This is a genomic window from Streptomyces goshikiensis (assembly GCF_014650555.1).
GTDB lineage: Bacteria > Actinomycetota > Actinomycetes > Streptomycetales > Streptomycetaceae > Streptomyces > Streptomyces goshikiensis.
In genome coordinates, this window is sequence record NZ_BMVE01000001.1 from 245,747 (window position 1) to 267,195 (window position 21,449).

General features: G+C 72.1%; 16 protein-coding genes. 2 read left to right on the forward strand and 14 right to left on the reverse strand.

Annotation, left to right across the window (positions count from 1 at the left end; translation table 11 throughout):
* Nucleotides 1–148: 148 nt before the first annotated feature.
* The 5 genes from ligA to IE248_RS01155 all read right to left on the reverse strand — a co-directional run bounded on the left by ligA (nt 149) and on the right by IE248_RS01155 (nt 8,639).
* A complete protein-coding gene (ligA, locus tag IE248_RS01135; RefSeq protein WP_073798339.1) occupies nt 149–2,359 on the reverse strand; it encodes an NAD-dependent DNA ligase LigA in 2,211 nt (736 codons plus the stop codon).
* A 31-nt stretch (nt 2,360–2,390) separates the two neighbouring features.
* On the reverse strand, nt 2,391–3,374 hold the full coding sequence (locus IE248_RS01140; protein ID WP_008739759.1) for a methionine synthase: 984 nt from the start codon (nt 3,372–3,374) through the stop codon (nt 2,391–2,393).
* Complete coding sequence (locus IE248_RS01145) at nt 3,371–4,060, reverse strand: SDR family oxidoreductase (protein WP_008739758.1); 690 nt, start codon at nt 4,058–4,060, stop codon at nt 3,371–3,373. Before IE248_RS01145 ends, IE248_RS01140 begins: the two co-directional genes overlap by 4 nt.
* 162 nt (nt 4,061–4,222) lie before the next feature.
* Nucleotides 4,223–7,597, reverse strand: a complete 3,375-nt coding sequence (locus IE248_RS01150; protein WP_229895079.1) for a S8 family peptidase — start codon at nt 7,595–7,597, stop codon at nt 4,223–4,225.
* A 61-nt stretch (nt 7,598–7,658) separates the two neighbouring features.
* The gene (locus IE248_RS01155; protein ID WP_037798184.1) at nt 7,659–8,639 is read right to left on the reverse strand and encodes a GlxA family transcriptional regulator; all 981 of its coding nucleotides are present in this window, start codon (nt 8,637–8,639) and stop codon (nt 7,659–7,661) included.
* Nucleotides 8,640–8,753: 114 nt separating this feature from the next.
* Here IE248_RS01155 and IE248_RS01160 point away from each other — a divergent pair, with 114 nt between their 5' ends.
* Nucleotides 8,754–9,677, forward strand: coding sequence for an NADP-dependent oxidoreductase (locus tag IE248_RS01160; RefSeq protein ID WP_037798181.1), 924 nt, complete (start codon nt 8,754–8,756; stop codon nt 9,675–9,677).
* A 56-nt stretch (nt 9,678–9,733) separates the two neighbouring features.
* Here IE248_RS01160 and mnmA read toward each other — a convergent pair whose 3' ends face one another.
* Nucleotides 9,734–10,873, reverse strand: a complete 1,140-nt coding sequence (gene mnmA / locus IE248_RS01165; protein WP_073798337.1) for a tRNA 2-thiouridine(34) synthase MnmA — start codon at nt 10,871–10,873, stop codon at nt 9,734–9,736.
* 69 nt (nt 10,874–10,942) lie between these two features.
* Here mnmA and IE248_RS01170 point away from each other — a divergent pair, with 69 nt between their 5' ends.
* On the forward strand, nt 10,943–11,581 hold the full coding sequence (locus IE248_RS01170; RefSeq protein ID WP_100582734.1) for an N-acetylmuramoyl-L-alanine amidase: 639 nt from the start codon (nt 10,943–10,945) through the stop codon (nt 11,579–11,581).
* Here the strand turns inward: IE248_RS01170 and IE248_RS01175 are convergent.
* The 8 genes from IE248_RS01175 to IE248_RS01210 all read right to left on the reverse strand — a co-directional run bounded on the left by IE248_RS01175 (nt 11,578) and on the right by IE248_RS01210 (nt 21,277).
* Entirely contained in the window at nt 11,578–12,741 is a 1,164-nt protein-coding gene (locus tag IE248_RS01175; RefSeq protein WP_073772997.1) for a cysteine desulfurase family protein, read from the reverse strand. The genes IE248_RS01170 and IE248_RS01175 overlap by 4 nt on opposite strands.
* A 474-nt stretch (nt 12,742–13,215) precedes the next feature.
* Nucleotides 13,216–14,094, reverse strand: a complete 879-nt coding sequence (locus IE248_RS01180; protein WP_037794971.1) for a thioesterase family protein — start codon at nt 14,092–14,094, stop codon at nt 13,216–13,218.
* 46 nt (nt 14,095–14,140) lie between these two features.
* Nucleotides 14,141–14,797 (reverse strand): trimeric intracellular cation channel family protein, encoded by a 657-nt coding sequence (locus tag IE248_RS01185; protein ID WP_008743381.1) that lies wholly within the window; start codon nt 14,795–14,797, stop codon nt 14,141–14,143.
* Nucleotides 14,798–14,990: 193 nt separating this feature from the next.
* Entirely contained in the window at nt 14,991–16,103 is a 1,113-nt protein-coding gene (locus tag IE248_RS01190; RefSeq protein WP_073798456.1) for an ABC transporter ATP-binding protein, read from the reverse strand.
* Between the two features lie 23 nt (nt 16,104–16,126).
* Nucleotides 16,127–17,257 carry an ABC transporter ATP-binding protein gene (locus IE248_RS01195; RefSeq protein ID WP_037794969.1) on the reverse strand — a complete coding sequence of 377 codons (1,131 nt, stop codon included), beginning with the start codon at nt 17,255–17,257 and terminating at the stop codon, nt 16,127–16,129.
* Nucleotides 17,254–18,252 carry an ABC transporter permease gene (locus tag IE248_RS01200; RefSeq protein ID WP_008743378.1) on the reverse strand — a complete coding sequence of 333 codons (999 nt, stop codon included), beginning with the start codon at nt 18,250–18,252 and terminating at the stop codon, nt 17,254–17,256. Before IE248_RS01200 ends, IE248_RS01195 begins: the two co-directional genes overlap by 4 nt.
* A gap of 148 nt (nt 18,253–18,400) precedes the next feature.
* Nucleotides 18,401–20,179: an ABC transporter substrate-binding protein gene (locus IE248_RS01205; RefSeq protein WP_190029799.1), complete on the reverse strand. Its 1,779-nt coding sequence runs from the start codon at nt 20,177–20,179 to the stop codon at nt 18,401–18,403.
* A 102-nt stretch (nt 20,180–20,281) separates the two neighbouring features.
* A complete protein-coding gene (locus IE248_RS01210; protein WP_008743376.1) occupies nt 20,282–21,277 on the reverse strand; it encodes an ABC transporter permease in 996 nt (331 codons plus the stop codon).
* Nucleotides 21,278–21,449: the final 172 nt, after the last annotated feature.

Genomic DNA, 21,449 nt, shown 5'->3' on the forward strand with positions numbered 1-21,449 from the left:
ATGATCCGACAGCTCACCGCCCTGCCACCAGCCCTGTACCAGCCGTTTACCACCGGCCGCCGCGCCCGGCGTGCGCCCGCCCGTACGGCCGCACGCCACGCATCCGTTCGCCTCCGTTACTCCCTCGGGGCGGCGCGCGTCGGGGCCGCTACTCCGCCGCGGCGCCGCCGTCCACCGGGAGGGCGGCCTCGCGGGCCGCGTCCGGGCCCTGTTCCAGCAGCACCGCGAAGCCCGCGTCGTCGAGGATGGCCAGCTTCAGCTGCACGGCCTTGTCGTACTTGGAGCCCGGGTTGTCGCCGACCACGACGAACGAGGTCTTCTTGGAGACGGAACCGGTCACCTTGGCGCCGCGGCTCTGCAGGGCCTCCTTGGCGCCGTCCCGGGTGTGGCTCTCCAGGGTGCCGGTGACGACGACGGTCAGGCCTTCCAGGGGGCGCGGGCCCTCCTCCTCGCCGGAACCTTCCTCCTCCATCCGGACGCCGGCTTCCCGCCACTTGCGCAGGATCTCCTGGTGCCAGTCGACGGCGAACCATTCCTTGAGGGAGGCGGCGATGATGGCGCCGACCCCGTCGGTGGCGGCCAGTTCCTCCTCCGTCGCCTGCTCGATGCGCTCGATGGAGCGGAACTCGCGGGCGAGGGCCTCGGCCGCGACCGGCCCGACGTGACGGATCGACAGGCCGTTGATGACGCGGGCCAGCGGGCGCTCCTTGGCGGCCGCGATGTTCTCCAGCATCGCCAGGGCGTTCTTCTTCGGCTCGCCCTTCTGGTTGGCGAAGACGGTGACGATCTTCTCCTCGCCCGTCTTCGGATCCCGCTTGGGCAGGCCGCTGTCACCGTCGAGCACGTACGCCTTGATGGGCAGCAGGTCCTCGATGGTGAGGCCGAAGAGGTCGCCCTCGTCGCGCAGCGGCGGTTCGGCCGGCTCCAGCGGGTTGGTGAGGGCGGCCGCGGCCACCGCGCCGAAGTTCTCGATGTCCAGGCACTGCCGGCCGCCGAGGTAGAAGAGCCGCTCGCGCAACTGGGCGGGGCAGGTCTGCCCGTTGGGGCAGCGGAGGTCGATGTCGCCCTCCTTCATCGGCCGCAGCGGCGTCCCGCACTCGGGGCACTCGGCCGGCATCACGAACTCGCGCTCGCTGCCGTCCCGCAGGTCCACGACGGGGCCGAGGATCTCGGGGATCACGTCGCCGGCCTTGCGCAGGACGACGGTGTCGCCGATGAGCACGCCCTTGGCCTTGACGACCTCCTGGTTGTGCAGGGTGGCGAACTCGACCTCCGAGCCGGCCACGGTCACCGGCTCGACCTGGGCGTACGGGGTGACGCGGCCGGTGCGGCCGACGCCGACCTTGATGTCCACCAGCTTGGTGTTGACCTCTTCGGGGGCGTACTTCCAGGCGATGGCCCAGCGCGGTGCGCGTGCGGTGGAGCCGAGGCGGCCCTGGAGCGGGATCTCGTCGAGCTTGACGACGACGCCGTCGATCTCGTGTTCCACGGAGTGCCGGTTCTCGCCGAAGTGCGCGATGAACTCGCGGACCTCGGCGAGCGAGGAGACGACTCTGTTGTGTCTCGCGGTGGGCAGGCCCCACTCCCTCAGCAGCTCGTACGCGTGCGACAGCTTGTCGATGTCGAAGCCCTCGCGCGCGCCGATGCCGTGCACCACCATGTGCAGCGGGCGGCTCGCGGTGATCTTCGGGTCCTTCTGGCGCAGCGAACCGGCCGCCGCGTTGCGCGGGTTGGCGAAGGGCTTGCCCTCCGTCTCCACGAGGCGCGCGTTGAGCTCCTCGAACTTCTCCATCGGGAAGAAGACCTCGCCGCGGATCTCCACGAGGGCCGGGATCCGGTCGCCCGCCAGGCGGTCCGGGATCTCCGCGATGGTGCGGACGTTGGGCGTGATGTCCTCGCCGGTGCGGCCGTCGCCGCGGGTGGCGGCCCGGGTGAGGCGGCCGTGCTCGTAGGTGAGGTTCACGGCGAGGCCGTCGACCTTCAGCTCGCACAGGTAGTGGTAGTCCGAGGTGTTGGCGTCCCGGGCCACCCGCTCGGCCCAGGCCGCCAGTTCCTCGTCGTCGAAGGCGTTGTCGAGGGAGAGCATCCGCTCGCGGTGCTGGACGGAGGCGAAGTCCGTCTCGTACGCCCCGGCCACCTTCTGGGTGGGCGAGTCGGGCGTGCGCAGCTGCGGGTACTGCTCCTCCAGCGCCTCAAGGGAGCGCAGCAGCTGGTCGAACTCGGCGTCGCTGACGACCGGCTGGTCGTTCACGTAGTACCGGAAGCGGTGCTCCTCGACCTGTTCGGCGAGCAGCGCGTGCTGTTCGCGCACCGCCGCCGGTACCGCCGCGTCGCCGGCCTGCTTCTGTTCGGCTGCCATGCCGTGTCCTCCCGTGGCCCGTCTCAGTCCATCACTCAGGGTTGTCGGCGAGCGACCTCGCCGCCCTGACGCAGTGCGCCTGCACCGCGCGGGCGTAGGCGGGCGAAGCGCCCGCCAGACCGCACGACGGAGTGACCACGACGGACTCCGCGAGGGTCCCCGGGGCCAGCCCCAGCCTGCGCCAAAGCTTCCTGACACCCATGACGCTACCGCCCGGGTCCGACAACGGGCCGTCCACGCCGGGCACCACTCCGGCGAACAGCTTCGTGCCGCCTTCGACGGCCTCACCGATGGCCTCGTCCTCGCGCTCGGTGAGCAAGGAGAAATCGAACGACACGCCCGCGGCCCCGGCCCGGCGCAGCAGTCCGAAGGGGACCTCGGGCGCGCAGGAGTGGACGATGACCTCGCCGTCGTGGACGGCGAACAGCTCGCGCAGGGTGGCCTCGACGACCTGCCGGTCGACGGCCCGGTACGTCCGGTAGCCGCTGGCGGAGCGGATCCGGCCGAGCAGGACGGCGGTCAGCGACGGTTCGTCGTACTGGAGCACGATCTCGGCGCCGGGGATCCGCTTGCGCACGTCGGCGAGGTGCTCGCGGACTCCCTCGGCGAGGGAGGCGGCCAGGTCACGGCAGGCGCCGGGGTCCTGGAGCATGGCCTCGCCGCCGTGCAGTTCCAGGGAGCCGGCCAGCGTCCAGGGCCCGACGGCCTGGACCTTCAGCCTGCCCTCGTAGCCCTGGGTGAACTCCTCCAGGGCGTCGAGGTCCTCGCCGAGCCAGGAGCGGGCGCGCTTGCTGTCGCGGCCGGGGCGGTCGCTGATCCGCCAGCCGCTGGGCTCGACGTGGGCGTACATGTCGACGAGCAGCCCGAGGGAGCGGCCGATCATGTCGGCGCCGGGGCCGCGCGCGGGCAGTTCCGCGAGGTGGGGGAACTCCTCGAAGGAGCCGGTGACGGTCTTGGCGGCCTCGCGGGCGTCGCCGCCGGGCAGGGAGCCGACTCCGGTGGCGCCGGCGGTCATCGGCCCGGCCTCACGGACAGGTCGGCGATCTCGGCGTCGCGGGGCAGGTCCACGGCCATGAGGACCGTGGTCGCCACCGACTCGGGGTCGATCCAGCGCTCGGGGTCGTACTCCTTGCCCTCCTGCGAATGCACCTTGGCCTGCATGGGGCTGGCGGTGCGGCCCGGGTAGACGGAGGTCACGCGGATGCCGTTCGGCTTCTCCTCGGCGCGCAGGGCGTCGGCGAGGGCCTTGAGGCCGTGCTTGGAGGCGCCGTACGCGCCCCATTCGGCGTGGGCGGTGAGGCCGGCGCCGGAGTTCACGAAGACGACGGTGGCCTGCGAGGCCCGCAGGGTGGGCAGCAGCAGCCGGGTCACCTCGGCGGGGGCGATCAGGTTGACGTTGAGCTGCTGGTGCCAGGTCTTGGGGCGCAGCTCGCCGACGGGGCCGAGGTCGACGATGCCGGCGATGTGCAGGAGGGAGTCGATCCGCTCGGGGACGGCCTGCTTGGAGAACGCCCATGACAGCCGGTCGGGGTCGGCGAGGTCTCCGACGAGCGCGCGCGAGCCGGGGTACCGGTCGACGAGCTGCTTGCCGCGGGCGGCGTCGCGGGCGAGCAGGACGAGGTCGTCGCCGCGGGCGTGCAGGCGGGCCGCGACGGCGGCGCCGATGCCGGAGCCGGCGCCGGTGATCAGGTGAGTAGCCATGCCGCCATGCTCGCACCCCGGCCCGCCCCCCGATTCACGCGCGGGGCCGGGGCCCGTTCCCGCGGCCCCGGCCCGGGCGCCGAGGCCGCGGGCGGCCCCGGGGGCGATCGCCTCCGGGGCCGCCTGCGGGGTCGCCTGCGGGGTCGCCTGCGGGCGTGCGGATCAGCCCGCGAGGTAGGCGCGGATGACGGTCACCTCCGCCTTGTTGCCCGAGCCGTCGGTGACGGTGGCGCGCAGGGAGACCGAGGCGCCCTTCGCCGGGGTCTTCACGCTGACCTTGCCGGCCTTCACGGGGAGCGGCTGCCAGGTGTAGCCCTCGTCGTAGGAGACCTGGGCGGTGACCGGGGCCGCGGCCGCCGGGCCCTCGGCGGTGACCGGGAACGTCGCCGTGCGGCCCGCGGGCAGGGTGCCGTCCGGCGCGGGGCGGGCGTCGAAGCGGACGGAGGAGACGGGGAGCGCGGTGGGCGCGGCCGTCTCCTTCGAGCGGAACCACCAGGTCGCCGTCACCTTGGACGAGGTCCCGGAGAGCTCGGGCCGCAGCTGCGTGGTCGTGGTCAGCTTGTACGCCGCGTCGCCCGCCGGGACCGTGAAGGGCCCGCTCGACGCCAGCGGGGCCTGGCTGCGGCCCGCGACGACGCCGTCGCGGTAGAGGACCGTGCTGCCGGTGGCCGCGAACCAGTCGCCCGGGTGGCCGGCGCCGTCCGCCAGCAGCGGCACGGAGCCGGTGATCTCGTTGCCCTTCCGGGAGACTCCGTGGCCGGCGTCCACGCGGGGTGCGAGGACGGCCGTGCCCAGGCGCTCGTGGTAGGTGCGGCCGCCGGTGAGGGTGCGCCCGCTCTCGGCGGCGTACCAGGCGTCCTCGATCGGGAAGCCGTTCTCGTCCTGGCCGCCGCTCTGGGTGAAGGAGAGGTCCCACTTCACCTGGTCGAGCGTCGACACGTAGACCGTGGCCGTGGTCGGCAGCGGCCGCCGGATCGACAGGGAGGTCGAGGAACTGCTGCCCGGGAGGTTGCCGAGCGCGGTGAGCGCGCCCTCCTTGCCCGGGGCCGAGCCGCCCTGTTCGACGGTGAGGACCGCCAGGTCGCGTGCCTTCAGGTGGCGGGTGTAGCCGGTGGCGAGGGCGCGTACGGGGCCGCCGAGGACGGCGTGGTACTCCGCCGAGGCGCCGTCCCGCCAGTGCACGTCCCACTGCTGGCTGAGCGTGCCCGCCGCGGGCGCCGGGCCGAGCTGGCGGGTGCGGAACCCGGTGAGCGAGTCGAGCCAGAAGCCGAAACCGTACTCGGCGTCGCCCTCGCGCAGGGTGTACGAGGGCATCGCGAACTGGGCGACCGCCGAGGTGGCGGGGACCGTGATGTCCACGGGCCTGGTGGTGCGCGCGTCGAGCGTCACCGTGGTGTCACCGGTGATGTCGAGCCGGGGCTGGACGATCCAGTCGGCGCCCTTGGTCAGGTCGAGCGGGTCGACGGCGAGGGACGCGTCGAGCAGGTACCCGCCCTTGGGGACGCGCAGTTTGACGGTGCCGGAGGCGTCGTACGCCTCGAAGCGCAGGGCGCTCGCACCGCCCTTGACGCCCTGGAGGGTGGTGCCGTAGTTCTTCGTCGGCTTCCCGTCCCGCCCGAGGTGACGCAGCGTCACATCATAGGACTCGGGCTCGCGTTCGACCACGGCGCCGGTACGGACGCTCTGCTCGCCGCCCGCCGCCGTCGCGACCGCGTACGCGCTGTAGGTGCCGTCCAGGGTCCCGCCGAGGCGGGTGTCGGCGCTCAGCGTGGTCTCGGCGGTCCCGCCCGCCGGGACGGTGAGCCGCCGGGCGCCGAGGGTGAAGAAGCCCTCGGGCGCGGGCTTGCCGTCGGGGCCGCTGCCGGTGACGGCGAGGTCGAGGGTGACGGGCGTGCCGCCGAGGTTGCGGTACGTGATCTTCCGCGACTGCGGGGTGTCGTCGGCGTGCGGCCAGCGCTGCGTGCCGAAGCTCAGCGCCGCTTCCTGGGCGACCACGCTCTGGCGCAGCGCGGCGTCGACGGCGATCCGGCCGGTGCCCTGCTGGAACGGGGTGTACGCCGCGCCCTTGGCGGAGGCGGTCAGCGCGCCCTTGAGCTCCGCGCCCTTCCAGGCGGGGTGCTGCTGCTTGAGCAGGGCGGCGGCTCCCGCGACGTGCGGGGTGGCCATGGAGGTTCCGGAGATGGTCAGGTACCCGGGCGGGTTCTGGCCTGTCTCGCGGTCGATGACGCTGCCGGGGGCGGCGGCCGCGGTGATGTCGACGCCGGGGGCGGTGACGTCCGGCTTGACGGCGCCGTCGCCGGTGCGGGGGCCGGTGCTGGAGAAGTCGGCGAGGGCGTCGGCGTCGTCGACGGCGCCGACGGTGAGGGCGGCGTCGGCGCTGCCCGGGGAGTTGACGGTGCCGGGTCCGCCGCGGCCGCTGTTGCCGGCGGCGATGGCGAAGAGCACGCCCTTGTCGGCGCTGAGTTTGCCGACGGCCGCTTCGAGCGGGTCGACTTGGGCGGTGTCGGGGCCGCCGAGGCTGAGGTTGACGATGTCGGCGCCCTGGGCGACGGCCCATTCCATGCCGGCGAGGATGCCGGAGTCGTCGCCGGAGCCGTTGTCGTCGAGGACCTTGCCGTTCAGGAGTTTCGCGCCGGGCGCGACGCCCTTGAAGGCGCCGGCCGAGCGGGCGCCCGTACCGGCGGCGATGGAGGCGACGTGCGTGCCGTGGCCGAAGTGGTCCCGGGCGTCCGCGGCGGTGGAGAAGTTCTGTTCGGCGACGACCTGGCCGGCGAGGTCGGCGTGGGTGGCGTCGACGCCGGTGTCGAGGACGGCGATCTTGACGCCTGCGCCGTCGTATCCGGCGGCCCACGCCTTGTCGGCGCCGATCTGCCGGGTGCTCTTGTCGAGGGTGGCGGTGCGCACGGCGTCGAGCCAGACGGTGGCGATGCCGGGGGCGGCGGCGCGGCGGCCGGTGCCCTGCTGGGGGTCGGTCAGCGCCTCCCAGACTCCGGCGGCGTCCTCGGGGGCCGCGCTGACGGCTTCGGCGCCGAGGGTGGAGTACGTACGGGTCACCTTGAGGCCGTCGGCGGCGCGCAGGGCGGACCGGGCGGCGGGGGCGGCCCCGCCCTCGTAGCCGACGATCAGCTGGAGCCGGCCGGAGCGGCGGTCCCGGTACTCGGGGCGGCTCAGCTCGGTGACGTCGAAGAGCCGGGGGTCGAGCTTTCCGGCGCGGATCAGGGACTGGGCGTCGTAGGGCAGGACGCTGGTGTGGCCGCCCGCGCGGCGCAGCGAGACGGGTATGTGCTCGCGGCCCTTGGCGCGTTCGAGGCCGATCGGTCTGCCGGCGGCGTCGAGGACGACGCGGTCGCCGGTGACGAGGGTGATGCGGCTGGTCTTCGAGCCGGCGGCCGCCGCGGGTTGCGCGGCGGCCGGGTCGTCTGAGGAGCGCGGTGCGGGCGCGGCCGTGGCCGGGGTGGTCAGCCCCGCCGCGAGCGCGAGAGCGGCGGCCGCGGCGGCCGAGGCCGCCGCCCCCGCCCTGCCGTGATGGTTGCGCACGTGGTTCCCCCTGGGAGAAGGGTGCAGGAACCACGCAGTATGCCGAGGGAGTGACGGGGCATCAATGGGGCGTCAGAACGGCGGAGTTGGGCTGGAAGGTGCGGCGGTAGGCGATCGGTGAGATCCCGAGGCCGGCGCGCATGTGCTGGCGCAGGGAGTTGGCGGAGCCGAATCCGGCCCGGTGCGCGACCAGGTCGACCGGCAGGTCACTGGACTCCAGCAACTGGCGCGCGATCTCCAGGCGTTGGCCGGTGAGCCACTGCACCGGGGTCATGCCGACCTCGTCGCGGAAGCGCCGGGTGAAGGTGCGCAGGCTCATCCGGGCGTGCTCGGCGAGCTCGGCGAGGGTGATCGGCTCGGCGAGGCGTTCCAGGGCCCAGGCGCGGGTGGCGGTGGTCGTGGCCACGGTGGGTTCGGGGACGGGCCGGTCGATGTACTGGGCCTGGCCGCCGTCGCGCCACGGCGGTACGACGCACAGCCGGGCGGCGCGGTTGGCGGCGGCGGTGCCGTGGTCCTGGCGGACCATGTAGAGGCAGAGGTCCACGCCGGCGGCGACCCCGGCGGAGGTGAGGATGTCCCCGTCGTCGACGAAGAGGACGTCCTCGTCGAGCTTGACGCGCGGGAAGGCGCGCTGGAAGGCGGGCGCCTTGATCCAGTGCGTGGTGGCGGGCCGGCCGTCGAGCAGCCCGGCGGCGGCGAGCACGTAGGTGCCGGTGCAGATCGACACCAGCCGGGTGCCGGGGCGGATCGCGGCGAGGGCGCCGGCGAGCGGCCCGGGCAGCGGGACGCCCTGCTCCAGGGTCATCATCACGTTGGTCGGCGGGATGATCACCGTGTCGGCGGCCGCGAGGGCCTCCGGACCCGCCGAGACGCCGACGGTGAAGCCCGCGTCACTGGTCACGGGCAGGCCGTCGACGGTGCAGACGGTCACCTCGTAGAGCGGGCCGCCGTCCTCGCCGCGGGCGTTGCCGAAGACCCGGGACGGCATCCCGAGCTCGAACGGAGGGACACCTTCGAGGGCGAGTACGGCGATTTTGTGCATGGCCAGATCCTGTCACATGGTGGCCGTCCGGTCAGCACCACGCGGAGGAAAAGGCGGCGAAGCTGGTCACACCGCCGGGGAAATCCGGACGGAACAACCCGAAGGAGACACATCATGCGTGCCGTAGTCGTCAGCCAGTGGGGCGGACCCGAGGTGCTCACCGAGACCGAGACCGACCGGCCGGAGCCGGGCATGGGCGAGATCCTGGTGCGGGTCCACGCGGCCGGGGTGAACCCGGTGGACTGGAAGACCCGCGAGAGCGGCGGCCTGATCCCCTGGGGCCCGGTCCCCGCGGTCGGCTGGGACGTGTCCGGCACGGTCGAGGCGGTAGGCGGCGGGGTGACCCTGTTCCAGCCGGGCGACGAGGTCTTCGGAATGCCGCGCTTCCCGCAGCAGGCCGGGGCGTACGCGGAGTACGTGACGGCGCCCGCGCGGCACTTCGCGCGCAAGCCCGGGGGCATCGACCACGTCGGCGCGGCGGCGCTGCCGCTGGCCGCGCTGACCGCGTGGCAGGCGCTGGTGGACACGGCCGGCCTGCGGGCCGGACAGCGGGTGCTGGTGCACGCGGCGGCGGGCGGGGTCGGCCACTTCGCGGTGCAGATCGCCAAGGCGCGCGGCGCGTACGTGATCGGCACGGCCAGCGCCGGGAAGCACGAGCTGCTGCGCGAGCTGGGCGCGGACGAGGTGATCGACTACCGCTCCACGGCCTTCGAGGACGCGGTGTCCGACGTGGACATCGTGATCGACGCGATCGGCGGGGAGTACGGCGAGCGCTCGCTGAAGGTCCTCAAGGCGGGCGGCCACCTGGTGACCCTGCCGGGGCCGGACGGCGTCCCGGCCGAGGCGCCGGGCGTCCGCACCGGCTGGACGCTGGTGGAGCCGGACTACCGCGGCCTGGTGGAGATCGCGGCGCTGGTCGAGGCCGGCTCCCTGCGCCCGGTGATCGACACGGTCCTCCCCCTCGCGCAGGCGGCGAAGGCGCACGAGATCGGCGAGCAGGGCCGCACCACGGGCAAGATCGTCCTGACGGTCGTCTGACCGGCCGCGCCGCCTGACCCGCCCCCGGCAGCGGCGGCGGGCCGGACGGCGGTGGGTCAGACGGCGGCGGGGGCGGTCTCGGCGCGGGTGGTCGTCGCGATGGTGGCGGAGCCGACGACCCGGGTGCCGTCGTACAGCACGATGGCCTGGCCGGGGGCGACGCCGCGGACCGGCTCGGAGAAGCGGACCCGCAGCTCCTCCTCCACCAGCTCCGCGAAGACCTCGGTCTCCCCGCCGTGGGCGCGCAGCTGCGCGGTGTAGGTGCCGGGCGCGGCGGCGGTGGAGCCGCACCAGCGCGGGCGGATCGCGGTGAGCGCGGTGACGTCCAGGGCCTCGACGGGGCCGACCGTGACCGTGTTGTTCACCGGGGAGATGTCCAGGACGTAGCGCGGCTTGCCGTCCGCCGCGGGGTGCCCGATGCGCAGGCCCTTGCGCTGGCCGATGGTGAAGCCGAAGGCGCCCTCGTGGGTGCCCACCTTTTCGCCGGACTCGTCGACGATGTCGCCCTCGGCCTTGCCGAGGCGCTTCGCGAGGAAGCCCTGGGTGTCGCCGTCGGCGATGAAGCAGATGTCGTGGCTGTCGGGCTTCTTCGCGACGGCCAGACCGCGCCGCTCGGCCTCCGCGCGGATCTCTTCCTTCGTCGTCAGGGTGTCGCCGAGCGGGAACAGCGCGTGCGCGAGCTGCTTCTCGTCGAGGACGCCGAGGACGTAGGACTGGTCCTTGGCCATGTCGGAGGCCCGGTGCAGCTCGCGCGAGCCGTCCTCGTTCAGGACGACGGTGGCGTAGTGGCCGGTGCAGACCGCGTCGAAGCCGAGGGCGAGCGCCTTGTCGAGCAGCGCCGCGAACTTGATCTTCTCGTTGCAGCGCAGGCAGGGGTTCGGGGTGCGCCCGGCCTCGTACTCGGAGATGAAGTCCTCGACGACGTCCTCGCGGAAGCGCTCGGCGAGGTCCCAGACGTAGAAGGGGATGCCGATGACGTCGGCGGCGCGGCGGGCGTCGCGGGAGTCCTCGATCGTGCAGCAGCCGCGCGCGCCGGTCCGGAACGATTGCGGGTTCGCGGAGAGCGCCAGGTGGACGCCGGTCACGTCGTGCCCGGCTTCGGCCGCGCGGGCGGCGGCGACGGCGGAGTCCACGCCGCCGGACATGGCGGCCAGGACGCGAAGGGGGCGGGCGGTGCGCGGCAGGTTCTCAGTCATAGCGCCTTCCAGAGTACGGGGGAACCGAGCGGGGTCACAGCGCGTTATCGGGTTCGGGGGGTGGATCGCATGGTGCGGATGGGTCGCAGGGCGGTGTTGTTCGGAGGGCTCGGGGTGCTCGCGGTGGCGGGGATCGCCGCGCGGGATGAGATCGAGCGCGCGTGGTGGCTGCTGCCGGGGGTGTCCAAGCCCCGCAAGGAGGGCGAGCTGGACCACGCGGGCGCGAGCTGGACGTCGGCGTCGCCGGCGAACTGGCGGATGGCGGACCGGCCCGACGACTACCGGGTGGACCGGATCGTCGTGCATGTCACACAGGGCAGCTTCGAATCGTCGGTGGACGCCTTCAAGAACCCGTGGCACAAGGCGTCGGCGCACTACATAGTCCGCCAGGACGGCCACGTCGAGCAGATGGTGCGCGAGCTGGACATCGCCTTCCACGCGGGCAACCGCTCGATGAACGAGCGCAGCGTCGGCATCGAGCACGAGGGGTTCGTGGACCGGCCGAAGGACTTCACGGACGAGATGTACGCGGCTTCGGCGCGGCTCGCGGCCGACGTCTGCCACCGGTACGGCATACCGGTGGACCGAAGACACATACTCGGCCACTCCGAGGTGCCGGGCGCCGACCACACGGACCCGGGCAGCCACTGGGACTGGGACCGCTACATCCGCATGGTCGGCGAGGCGCTGGCGGCGACGGCCGCCTAGCTGAGACCTGCCGTCCGGGCCCGCTCGACGGCGGGGCCGATGGCGGCGGCCACGGCCGCGACGTCCTCCCGGGTGGAGGTGTGCCCGAGCGAGAACCGCAGGGTGCCGCGCGCGAGCTGCGGGTCGGTGCCGGCGGCGAGCAGGACGTGGCTCGGCTGGGCCACGCCCGCGGTGCAGGCGGAACCGGTGGAGCACTCGATGCCCTGCGCGTCCAGGAGGAGCAGCAGGGAGTCGCCCTCGCAGCCGGGGAAGCTGAAGTGGGCGTTGGCCGGGAGCCGGTCCACGGGGTCTCCGCCGAGGACGGCGTCGGGCACCTCCCGCAGCACGGCGGCGACGAGCTCGTCGCGCAGGGCCCCGATCTCGGCGGCGAACCGCTCGCGCCGCTCGGCGGCGAGGACGGCGGCCACCGCGAAGGCGGCGATGGCGGGCACGTCGAGGGTCCCGGAGCGGACGTGGCGCTCCTGCCCGCCGCCGTGCAGGACGGGGACGGGGGTCTGGTCGCGGCCGAGCAGCAGCGCGCCGATGCCGTAGGGGCCGCCGACCTTGTGGCCGCTGACGGTCATCGCGGCGAGCCCGCTGTCCCCGAAGCGGACGTCGAGCTGACCGAGGGCCTGGACGGCGTCGGAGTGCAGCGGGATGCCGAACTCGGCCGCGATGGCGGCCAGTTCCCGCACCGGCATGACCGTGCCGATCTCGTTGTTGGCCCACATCACGGTGGCGAGCGCGACATCGCCCGGGTCGCGCGCGATCGCCTCGCGGAAGTCGGCGGGGTGCACTCTGCCGTACCGGTCGACGGGCAGGTACTCGACCCGGGCGCCTTCGTGCTCGGCGAGCCAGTGGACGGCGTCGAGGACGGCGTGGTGCTCGACGGGGCTGGCGAGCACCCGGATCCGGGCGGGGTCGGCGTCGCGGCGGGCCCAGTACAGCCCCTTGACGGCGAGGTTGTCGGCCTCCGTGCCGCCGGCGGTGAACACCACCTCGCTCGGGCGCGCGCCGAGCGCTTCTGCGAGGGCCTCGCGGGACTCCTCGACGGTGCGGCGGGCGCGGCGGCCGGCGGCGTGGAGTGAGGACGCGTTACCCGTGGCGGCGAACTGCGCGGTCATCGCCGCGGCGGCCTCCGGCAGCATCGGAGTGGTGGCGGCGTGGTCGAGGTAGGCCATGATCCCCCGATTCTACGAGCCCCCCACCACCCCCCACCCCCGGGTGCCCCCACGGCCGCCCGCACCCGCGCCCCAAACACCGGCGGGGCTGAACGTACCGGCCGGCGGCGGGGGTGGGGCGGGGTGTTGTCCGGGACGTAAAACGTGATTTGTGGCGCGGAAGGGTGCCGCACGGCGGAAGCGTCCGACCAGGCGCCATAAATCATGCAGTCCCGGACAACACCCCGCCCCGCCCCCGACGCCGGCCCCAACCCGGCCCCAGCCCGGCCCGGCGGCACACCGTCCGGGGCTCCGCCCCGGGGAAGGCTCCCCCACCCCGCCCTTTCGCCGTTTCCCGGGCTCCGCCCGGACCCGGTCCTCAAGCGCCGGACGGGCTGAATGGGGCCCCGGACCCGGTCCACAGACGCCGGACGGGCTCAATGGGGCTCCCGGACCCCGGCCGGCAAACGCCGGACGGGCTGGATCTTGGCCGGCCTACCTCGGGGCGCGAGCCAGCTGGCGCGACTGCGCCACCAGGCGGTCCTCCGAGTCCCAGACCTCGGCGTCCTCCTCCAGGAACCCGCCCGCCAGGTTCCGCGTGGTGATCGCGACCCGCAGCGGCCCCGCCGCCGGCCGGCGGCGGATGTGGGTCGTCAGCTCCACGGTCGGGGCCCACCCGACCAGCCCCAGATCGAACGCGGTCGGCGGCAACGCGTCCACCACCAGCAGCAGCGACAGCGCATCCGCGTCCCGCCCGTCCGCCAGCTCGAACCAGGACCGCATCTCGCCCTTCCCCGAGGGCGCACCCACCGCCCAGCCCGCCGTCGCCGGGTCCAGCCGCAGCCGGAGCCGGTCCACGATCGCGGAACTCCCGGGGATCGGGGCCGGCCCCGCCTCGGCCCCGAGGCAGTCCTCGTACGCCGGGATGACCGGCGGCAGCGCCGTCGTCCGGACATCGTCCGGCAGCGCGTCGAGGTCGCCGTACGACGCGAGCACCCGGATGCGCTCGACCTCGGCGCCGTTCTCGTCGAACTGGAACAGCGACGCCTGCCCGGTCGACAGCGTGCGCCCGGCGCGCACCAGCTGCGTGCGGATCACCGCGGGCCCGGGCGCCGACGCGCTCAGGTAGTGCGCCGAGACCGTGAACGGGTCCGCGTGCGGCAGGGCCTGCGAGAGGGCCCGCCCGACCATGGCCAGCAGGTATCCGCCGTTGACGGCGGTGATGATCGTCCAGCCGGCGGAGAGCTCCGCGTCGTACACCCCGGGCTCGTCCGCGCGCGCGGACAGGGCGGTGTCGCGGTCGAACTCACTGTCTCCGATGGTGGCGGTTGCGGTGGCCGGGGCCGATGCCGATGCGGCTGCTGCGTGTGACATGAAAAGACCGTACACCGCGAAGCTACTAAGCGGTAGCTTTCTAAAACTACGGTTCCTCGGCCACCGCGGACCGCCGGTTCCAGGCCAGCGGCGCCCGCCAGTGGTAGCGGATCGCGAGGAGCCGCAGCACGAAGGTCGTGATGATCGCGAGCCCGGTGGTGAGCGGGTTCAGCATCCCCACGCCGATGAACACGGCCACCATCGACGCGCCCACGATCGCGGGCACGGCGTACATCTCCCGGTCGCGCAGCAGCGACGGCACCTCGTTGACCAGCATGTCGCGCAGCACGCCGCCGCCGACCGCCGTCGCGAGCCCGAGCGAGGCGGAGGCGGTGAGGCCGAGGCCGAACTCGTACGCCTTGGTGGTGCCGGTGACGCAGAACAGCGCGAGGCCGGCCGCGTCGAACACGTTGATCGCCCGGTTGATCCGCTGCACCTCGGGGTGGAGGAAGAAGACGATCGCCGCCGCGACCAGCGGGGTCACGAAGAAGCTGAGCTCACCGAAGGCGGCGGGCGGTACCGCGCCGATGACGAGGTCGCGGAAGAGGCCGCCGCCGAGGGCGGTGACCAGGGCGAGGACGCAGATGCCGAAGACATCGAAGTTCTTGCGGACGGCGAGCAGCGCACCCGCGGTGGCGAAGACAAAAATGCCCGCGAGGTCCAGGGCGTGCTGGATGCCCGGCGGGAAGAGATCGTGAGGCACGGCCCCATTGTCCGGTACGCCCGCCCCCGCGCCACACACACGTACGGCGCCCACACACCCGTACACCAGCCACATCCGCCCCACGGCCGGACGCCCGGCCGGGCGCGCGTACGGCCCCGGGGGCATCCCCCGGGGCCGTACGCCCTGCAACCCGTACGCCCACGCTCGGCGCTCGTGACCCGCTCCCGCCCCGCTACGGCGTCGGCGTGTCCAGCGCGTCGGAGGCGCCCGGGAGGGCCTTGTCGTCCGGGACCAGGTCCGGCGCGTTCTCCGGGTGGTGGCACGCCACCTGGTGGCCCGTCTTCAGCGCCAGCAGCGGCGGGTCCTGCGTCTTGCAGATCTCCGTCGCCTTCCAGCACCGGGTGTGGAAGCGGCAGCCGCTCGGCGGCGAGATCGGCGAGGGCACGTCGCCCTTGAGCAGGATGCGGCCGCTCTTCACGCCGCGCCGCCGCGGGTCCGGCACCGGCACCGCCGACATCAGCGCGTTCGTGTAGGGGTGCATCGGCGCCCCGTACAGCGACTGGCGGTCCGCCAGCTCGACGATCTTGCCGAGGTACATCACCGCGATCCGGTCCGACACGTGCCGGATGACCGACAGGTCGTGCGCGATGATCACGTACGTGAGGCCGAGCTCCTGCTGGAGGTCGTCCAGCAGGTTGACCACCTGGGCCTGGATCGACACGTCGAGCGCGGAGACGGGCTCGTCGGCCACCACCAGCTTCGGCTTCAGGGCCAGCGCCCGGGCGATGCCGATGCGCTGCCGCTGGCCGCCCGAGAACTCGTGCGGGTAGCGGTTGTAGTGCTCCGGGTTCAGGCCCACCAGCGACAGCAGCCGCTGGACCTCCGCCTTCAGGCCGCCCTCGGGGGTGACCCCCTGGAGTTTGAAGGGGGCGCTGACGATGGTGCCGACCGTGTGGCGCGGGTTCAGCGAGCCGTACGGGTCCTGGAAGATCATCTGCACGTCACGGCGCAGCGGGCGCATGCCCGCCACCCCCAGGTGCGTGATGTCCTTGCCCTCGAACTCGATCGTGCCGCCGGTCGGCTCCAGCAGGCGGGTGATCAGCCGGCCCATGGTCGACTTGCCGCAGCCGGACTCGCCGACGATGCCGAGGGTCTCACCTCGCCGGACGTCGAAGTCGATGCCGTCCACGGCCTTGACCGCGCCGGCCTGCCGGCGCAGCAGCCCCTTGTGGATCGGGAAGTGCTTGACCAGCCCGGTCACCTTGAGCAGCGGCTCGGGCGAGTCCACGGCCTGCGCGGGAATGGTGGCGGTGGCGGTGGCCGCGGCAGCGGCCTTCTTGTCCATCTCGGGCTTCTCGGGCTTCTCGGTCACAGCTTCGGCGCAATCTCTTCGGTCCAGATCCGGGTCCGCTCCTCATGCGACATGTGGCAGGCGGACCAGTGGTGGCCGCCGTCCTCGGCCGCCAGCTCCGGCCGCACCGTCCGCGTGACGTTGCCCTTGGGCACGTCGGCGTACGGGCAGCGCGGATTGAACGCACAGCCGCTCGGGATGTTGATGAGGCTGGGCGGCGAACCCTTGACCGGGATCAGGCGCTCGGTCTGGTCGCGGTCGATGCGCGGCATCGAGCCGAGCAGACCCCAGGTGTACGGGTGCCGGGGCTCGTAGAACACCTTCTCCGCGCTGCCGCGCTCGACGCACCGGCCGCCGTACATCACGAGGAGTTCGTCGGCCATCTCGGCGACCACGCCCAGGTCGTGCGTGATCATGATGACCGCGGAGCCGAACTCCTGCTGGAGGTCGCGGATCAGGTCCAGGATCTGCGCCTGGACGGTGACGTCCAGGGCGGTGGTCGGCTCGTCCGCGATGAGCAGCTCGGGGTTGTTGACCAGCGCCATCGCGATCATCGCGCGCTGGCGCATGCCGCCGGAGAACTCGTGCGGGTAGCTGTCGACCCGCTTGTGCGGCTCCGGGATGCCGACGCGGTCGAGGAGGTCGACCGCCCGCTTGCGGGCGGCCTTCTTGTCGACCTTGTTGTGGACCCGGTAGGCCTCGGCGATCTGCTTGCCGACGGTGAAGTACGGGTGCATCGCGGACAGCGGGTCCTGGAAGATCATCGCGATGTTCCGGCCGCGCAGCCTGCGCACCTCGTCCTCGTCGGCGGAGAGCAGCTCCTTGCCGTCCAGCCAGATCTCGCCCGAGATCCGGGCCCGCTGGCGGCCGTACTGGCCGACCCGGTGCAGGCCCATGATGCCCAGCGAGGTCACCGACTTGCCGGAGCCGGACTCGCCCACGATGCCGAGGGTCTTGCCCTTCTCCAGGCTGAAGGTGAGTCCGTCGACGGACTTGACCAGGCCGTCCTCGGTCGGGAAGTGCACCTTGAGGTCGCGGACCTCCAGGAAGGCGCGGCCCGGGGCCGGGGCGCCGCCGGGGACGGGCTCGTTCAGGGCGCCCGTCGCACCCGTCGCGCCCGTCGTGGCGCCTTTGGTCATATCGGTCATGACAGCCTCACTCGGGGGTCGATCACCGCGTACAAGAGGTCCACGACGAGGTTCGCCGCGACCACGAAGAAGGCGGAGATCAGGGTGATGCCCAGGATGACCGGCAGGTCGTGGTCGCTGATCGCGCGGACCGCGCTGTAGCCGAGCCCGTGCAGCGAGAACGTGTACTCGGTCAGGACGGCGCCGCCCATCAGGGCGCCGAGGTCCAGGCCCAGGACGGTCAGGATCGGCGTCATGGTCGAGCGCATCGCGTGCTTGCCGATGACGACGGGTTCCGTCAGGCCCTTGGCGCGCGCGGTGCGGATGTAGTCCTCGTTGAGCACTTCGAGCATCGTGGCGCGGGTGAGCCGCGCGTACATCGCCGCGTACAGGAAGGCCAGCGAGATCCACGGCAGGATCATGCCGTTGAACCAGCTGCCCGGGTCCGCGGCGAAGCTCGCCTCGGGCCGCCCGAACCAGCCGAGCTGGTCGGAGAAGAGGGCGATGGCGAGCATGCCCGTGAAGTAGATGGGGAGGGAGACGCCGGCGAGGGCGATGCCCATCGCCGAACGGTCCAGCACGGTGCCGCGCTTGAGGGCGGAGATGACGCCGGTGGCGACACCGCCGATGACCCACAGTACGACGGCGCCGGCGGCGAGCGAGAGGGTGACGGGCAGCCAGTCGGTCAGCAGCGGCCACACCTCCTGCTCGGTCTTGAAGGAGTATCCGAAGCAGGGCGCGGCGCATTGCGTGACGTCGGAGCCGTTGGCGTACGTGCGACCCGCCACCAGACCGACGACGAACTTGCCGAACTGGACGAGGATCGGGTCGTCGAGACCCATCTTCTGCCGGATGCCCTCGATGGCGGCGGGGTCGGACTGCTTTCCGACGAAGTAGAGCGCCGGATCCGTCCCGATCATCTTCGGGAAGAGGAAGAAGATTCCGAAGGTCACCAGCGTGATGACCAACAGCATGACGATGACGGCGAAGAACCGCCGGATGAGATATGCAAGCACTGCGCTCGGCCTGGCTGCGACCCGGGGGCGCCCTCTTCTGGAGAGCGCCCCCAAGCCGGAACCGCGGCCATCACCTGCCCTTCGTGCCTAGCGGGTGTGGCACTGGAACTGATATTGACGAACTGAACTGACTGGTCTGACGACTCGACTACTTGAGGACGCCCAGGGAGGCGTAGTCGTACCGGCCGTTGTAGGCGTCGGAGGTGTAGGCGTTCGTCAGCCGGGTGCTGCGCCAGGTGATCGTCTTGTCGTAGACGAAGGGCAGGTAGACCGCGGCCTCGGAGACCTTCTGGTTCATCTGCTTGTAGATGTCGCCGGCCTTGGCCGGGTCCGTCTCCGCGATCGCCTGGTCGAAGAGGCCGTTGATCGCCGGGTCGTTCAGCTCGGAGAAGTTGTTGTTGCCGCTCTGGAGGATGAAGCGGCCGTCGACCAGCGGCTGGGAGAAGCCCTGACCGGTCGGGAAGTCGGCGCCCCAGCCCATGATGATGATGCCGTAGCCCTTCTCCTTGACGACCTTCGGCGAACCGATGATCCCGGAGGTCTGGGCGCCGTCGAACTGGTCGACCTGGGCGTCGATGCCGACCTGCTTCAGGGCGTTCTGCAGCGAGACGGCCGTGGCGACCTCGACCGGCTTGTTGTTGCGGACCGCGATGGTGGTCTTGAAGCCCTCGGGCTTGCCACAGGCCTTGAGGGCCTCCTTGGCCTTCTCGACGTTCGGCTTGCCGTCGTTCTTGAGGACCTCGTACGGGTCGTACTTGCCGTCGGAGCCCTTGATGCCCAGCGGCAGCATGTTGGGGGCGATGTCACCGCCGGCCTGCGGGCCGCCGCGGGCGGTCTGCAGCGACTTGTGGTCGGCCGCGTAGATGACGGCCTTGCGGCACTCGATGTTGTCGAACGGGGCGACCGTCTGCGGGAAGACCGCGTAGCGGATGAAGCCCGTCTGGCCGTTGTCCAGGTTCGCCTTGTGGTCCTTCAGCGCGGTGGCGCGGGCCGCCTGGCCGATGCCGGTCGCGTTGAGGTCGAGGTCGAACTCGCCGTTCATCAGGCGCTTGTCCATGTCGTCCGCGTTCGCCATGAACGTGACCGAGATGGAGTCCGGGAGCGCCTTGCGGATGGTGTCCGACTCGGGCTTCCACTTGTCGTTGCGCGAGAGCTTCATGCTCTTGTTGGGCTCGTACGAGTCGATCTTGTACGGGCCGTTGGAGAAGGGCTTGAGGCCGTACTTGGCCGCGGTGTCCTTGTCCTGCTTGACCGGGCTCGCGGCCGGCATGGCGAGCATCTGCTCGAAGTCGCCGTTGGGCTGCGGGAGCTTGAAGATGATGGTCTTCGCGTCCGGGGTCTCGATCGCCTTGAGGCCGAGCTTGTCCGCGCTCTCGTCCTTGTACGGACCCTTGTACTCGGTCTTCGGGTCGAGGACCTGCATCAGGTAGACCGGGCCGCCGGAGATGACGTCCTGGGCCCAGGTGCGCTCGATGCCGTACTTGATGTCCTGGGCGGTGACGGGCGAGCCGTCCTCCCAGCTCACGTTGTCCTTCAGGGTGTACTTGTAGGTCTTGCCGCCGTCGCTGATCTCGGCCTTGCCGGCGGCGAGGTCGGGAACGAGCTCCGTGCTCTCGCCACCGGGGGCGGGCTTGAAGCTGACGAGCTGGCGGGTGTAGTAGCGGGCGAAGTCCCACATGAAGCCGTAGTAACCGCGCTGCGGGTCCCACGAGTCGGCTTCCTGAGTGGCGACGAACTTCAGCTCGCCGCCCTTCTTGTCCGACGCGTTGGAGACCTTGCCGATACCCGCGTTGAAGCCGCTGGCGCCGGCCTTGCCCTCGTCCTTCTTGGTGTCGCTGCCGCCACAGGCGGTCGCGGTCAGCATGGCCGCGAGCACGACGGCCGTACCGGCGGCCAGTCTGCGCTTCGACGTGCGATGGGTAGTCACGATGCTCGCAACCCTCCGTTGTAGTTCCGGCTTCGATGCCGAGTTCCGGTTACCTGCGGTGTTCCCTGCGGATTCGCCGTGCCGTGCGGCAGGCGCCTGTGGCTAGCGGGAGCCCTTCGGGTCGAGGGCGTCGCGGACGCCGTCGCCGAAGAGGTTGAAGGCCAGCACGGTGATGAAGATCGCCACGCCGGGGAAGATCATGAAGAGCGGATCGTCCTCGTAGGTCCGCACGGCCGTCGAGAGCGTCTCGCCCCAGGACGGAGTGGGCGGCTTGACGCCCACGCCGAGGAAGCTCAGCGCGGCCTCGGTGAGCACGTTGGTGGGGATCATCAGCGTCGTGTAGACGGTGATCGGCGCCACCAGGTTCGGAAGGAGCTCGCGGAAGAGGATGTACGTCCGGCCGGCGCCCAGGCTGCGGGCCGCCTCGACGTACTCCCGTTCGCGCAGCGACAGGGTCTGGCCCCGGACGATGCGTCCGATGTACGGCCATCCGAAGAAGCCGATGACCAGGACCAGGACGGCGATGCGCAGGCCCGAGCCCTCGAAGCCCCACAGCTTGCTGGGGATGACGGAGATCAGCGCGATGATGAACAGCAGCTGGGGGAAGGCCAGCAGGAGGTCCATGACCCGACTGATCGCGGCGTCGACCCAGCCGCCGAAGTATCCGGCGATGATGCCGAAGACGGTGCCGAGCGAAACCGCCACGAAGGCGGACAGGAAGGCCACCAGCAGCGAGATGCGGGCGCCGTAGACGATCCGGCTGAAGACGTCGCGGCCGTTGACCGGCTCGATGCCCAGCAGGAAGTCCCCGTTCATGCCGCCCCAGTCGCCGGCCGGGAGGCCGAGCAGCGGGTCCAGCAGGTCCTCGTGCAGCTCCTCCGGCGGGTGGCCGAAGGCCTTGACGATCAACGGCGCGAACAGCGCGACGAGGATCAGCAGGAGCACGATGACACCGCCGGCCAGGGCGACCTTGTCGCGCTTGAGCCGGGACCAGGCGATCTTCCAGGGCGAGCGCCCCTCGATCGCCTTCTGCGGAGTCTCGGGGGCGGCCACGGCCGCGGGCTCGGCCGCGCTGGTGTCGTGCAGTGGTGCCGTCATCGTGGTGGGGACCCCTCTCGGCCGACTGTGGCCGGCCCATGCCCGCCGCTGTGGCGGCTTGGTTCTTTCGGCGTCGCTGATGGTGCGAATGGCGCGAATTGCGCCTGAAGTGCACGTGAAGAGCTGGTGGTTGTGGGATTGACCGGCCTTCGGTGGGGGGAGTCTTCAACGC

What these genes read in the sequence shown, in the direction of transcription:
- ligA (WP_073798339.1), bottom strand. Translation starts at nt 2,359, where the DNA reads ATGGCAGCCGAACAGAAGCAGGCCGGCGACGCGGCGGTACCGGCGGCG.
- IE248_RS01140 (WP_008739759.1), bottom strand. Translation starts at nt 3,374, where the DNA reads ATGACCGCCGGCGCCACCGGAGTCGGCTCCCTGCCCGGCGGCGACGCC.
- IE248_RS01145 (WP_008739758.1), bottom strand. Translation starts at nt 4,060, where the DNA reads ATGGCTACTCACCTGATCACCGGCGCCGGCTCCGGCATCGGCGCCGCC.
- IE248_RS01155 (WP_037798184.1), bottom strand. Translation starts at nt 8,639, where the DNA reads ATGCACAAAATCGCCGTACTCGCCCTCGAAGGTGTCCCTCCGTTCGAG.
- IE248_RS01160 (WP_037798181.1), top strand. Translation starts at nt 8,754, where the DNA reads ATGCGTGCCGTAGTCGTCAGCCAGTGGGGCGGACCCGAGGTGCTCACC.
- mnmA (WP_073798337.1), bottom strand. Translation starts at nt 10,873, where the DNA reads ATGACTGAGAACCTGCCGCGCACCGCCCGCCCCCTTCGCGTCCTGGCC.
- IE248_RS01170 (WP_100582734.1), top strand. Translation starts at nt 10,943, where the DNA reads ATGGTGCGGATGGGTCGCAGGGCGGTGTTGTTCGGAGGGCTCGGGGTG.
- IE248_RS01175 (WP_073772997.1), bottom strand. Translation starts at nt 12,741, where the DNA reads ATGGCCTACCTCGACCACGCCGCCACCACTCCGATGCTGCCGGAGGCC.
- IE248_RS01180 (WP_037794971.1), bottom strand. Translation starts at nt 14,094, where the DNA reads ATGTCACACGCAGCAGCCGCATCGGCATCGGCCCCGGCCACCGCAACC.
- IE248_RS01190 (WP_073798456.1), bottom strand. Translation starts at nt 16,103, where the DNA reads ATGGACAAGAAGGCCGCTGCCGCGGCCACCGCCACCGCCACCATTCCC.
- IE248_RS01195 (WP_037794969.1), bottom strand. Translation starts at nt 17,257, where the DNA reads ATGACCGATATGACCAAAGGCGCCACGACGGGCGCGACGGGTGCGACG.
- IE248_RS01210 (WP_008743376.1), bottom strand. Translation starts at nt 21,277, where the DNA reads ATGACGGCACCACTGCACGACACCAGCGCGGCCGAGCCCGCGGCCGTG.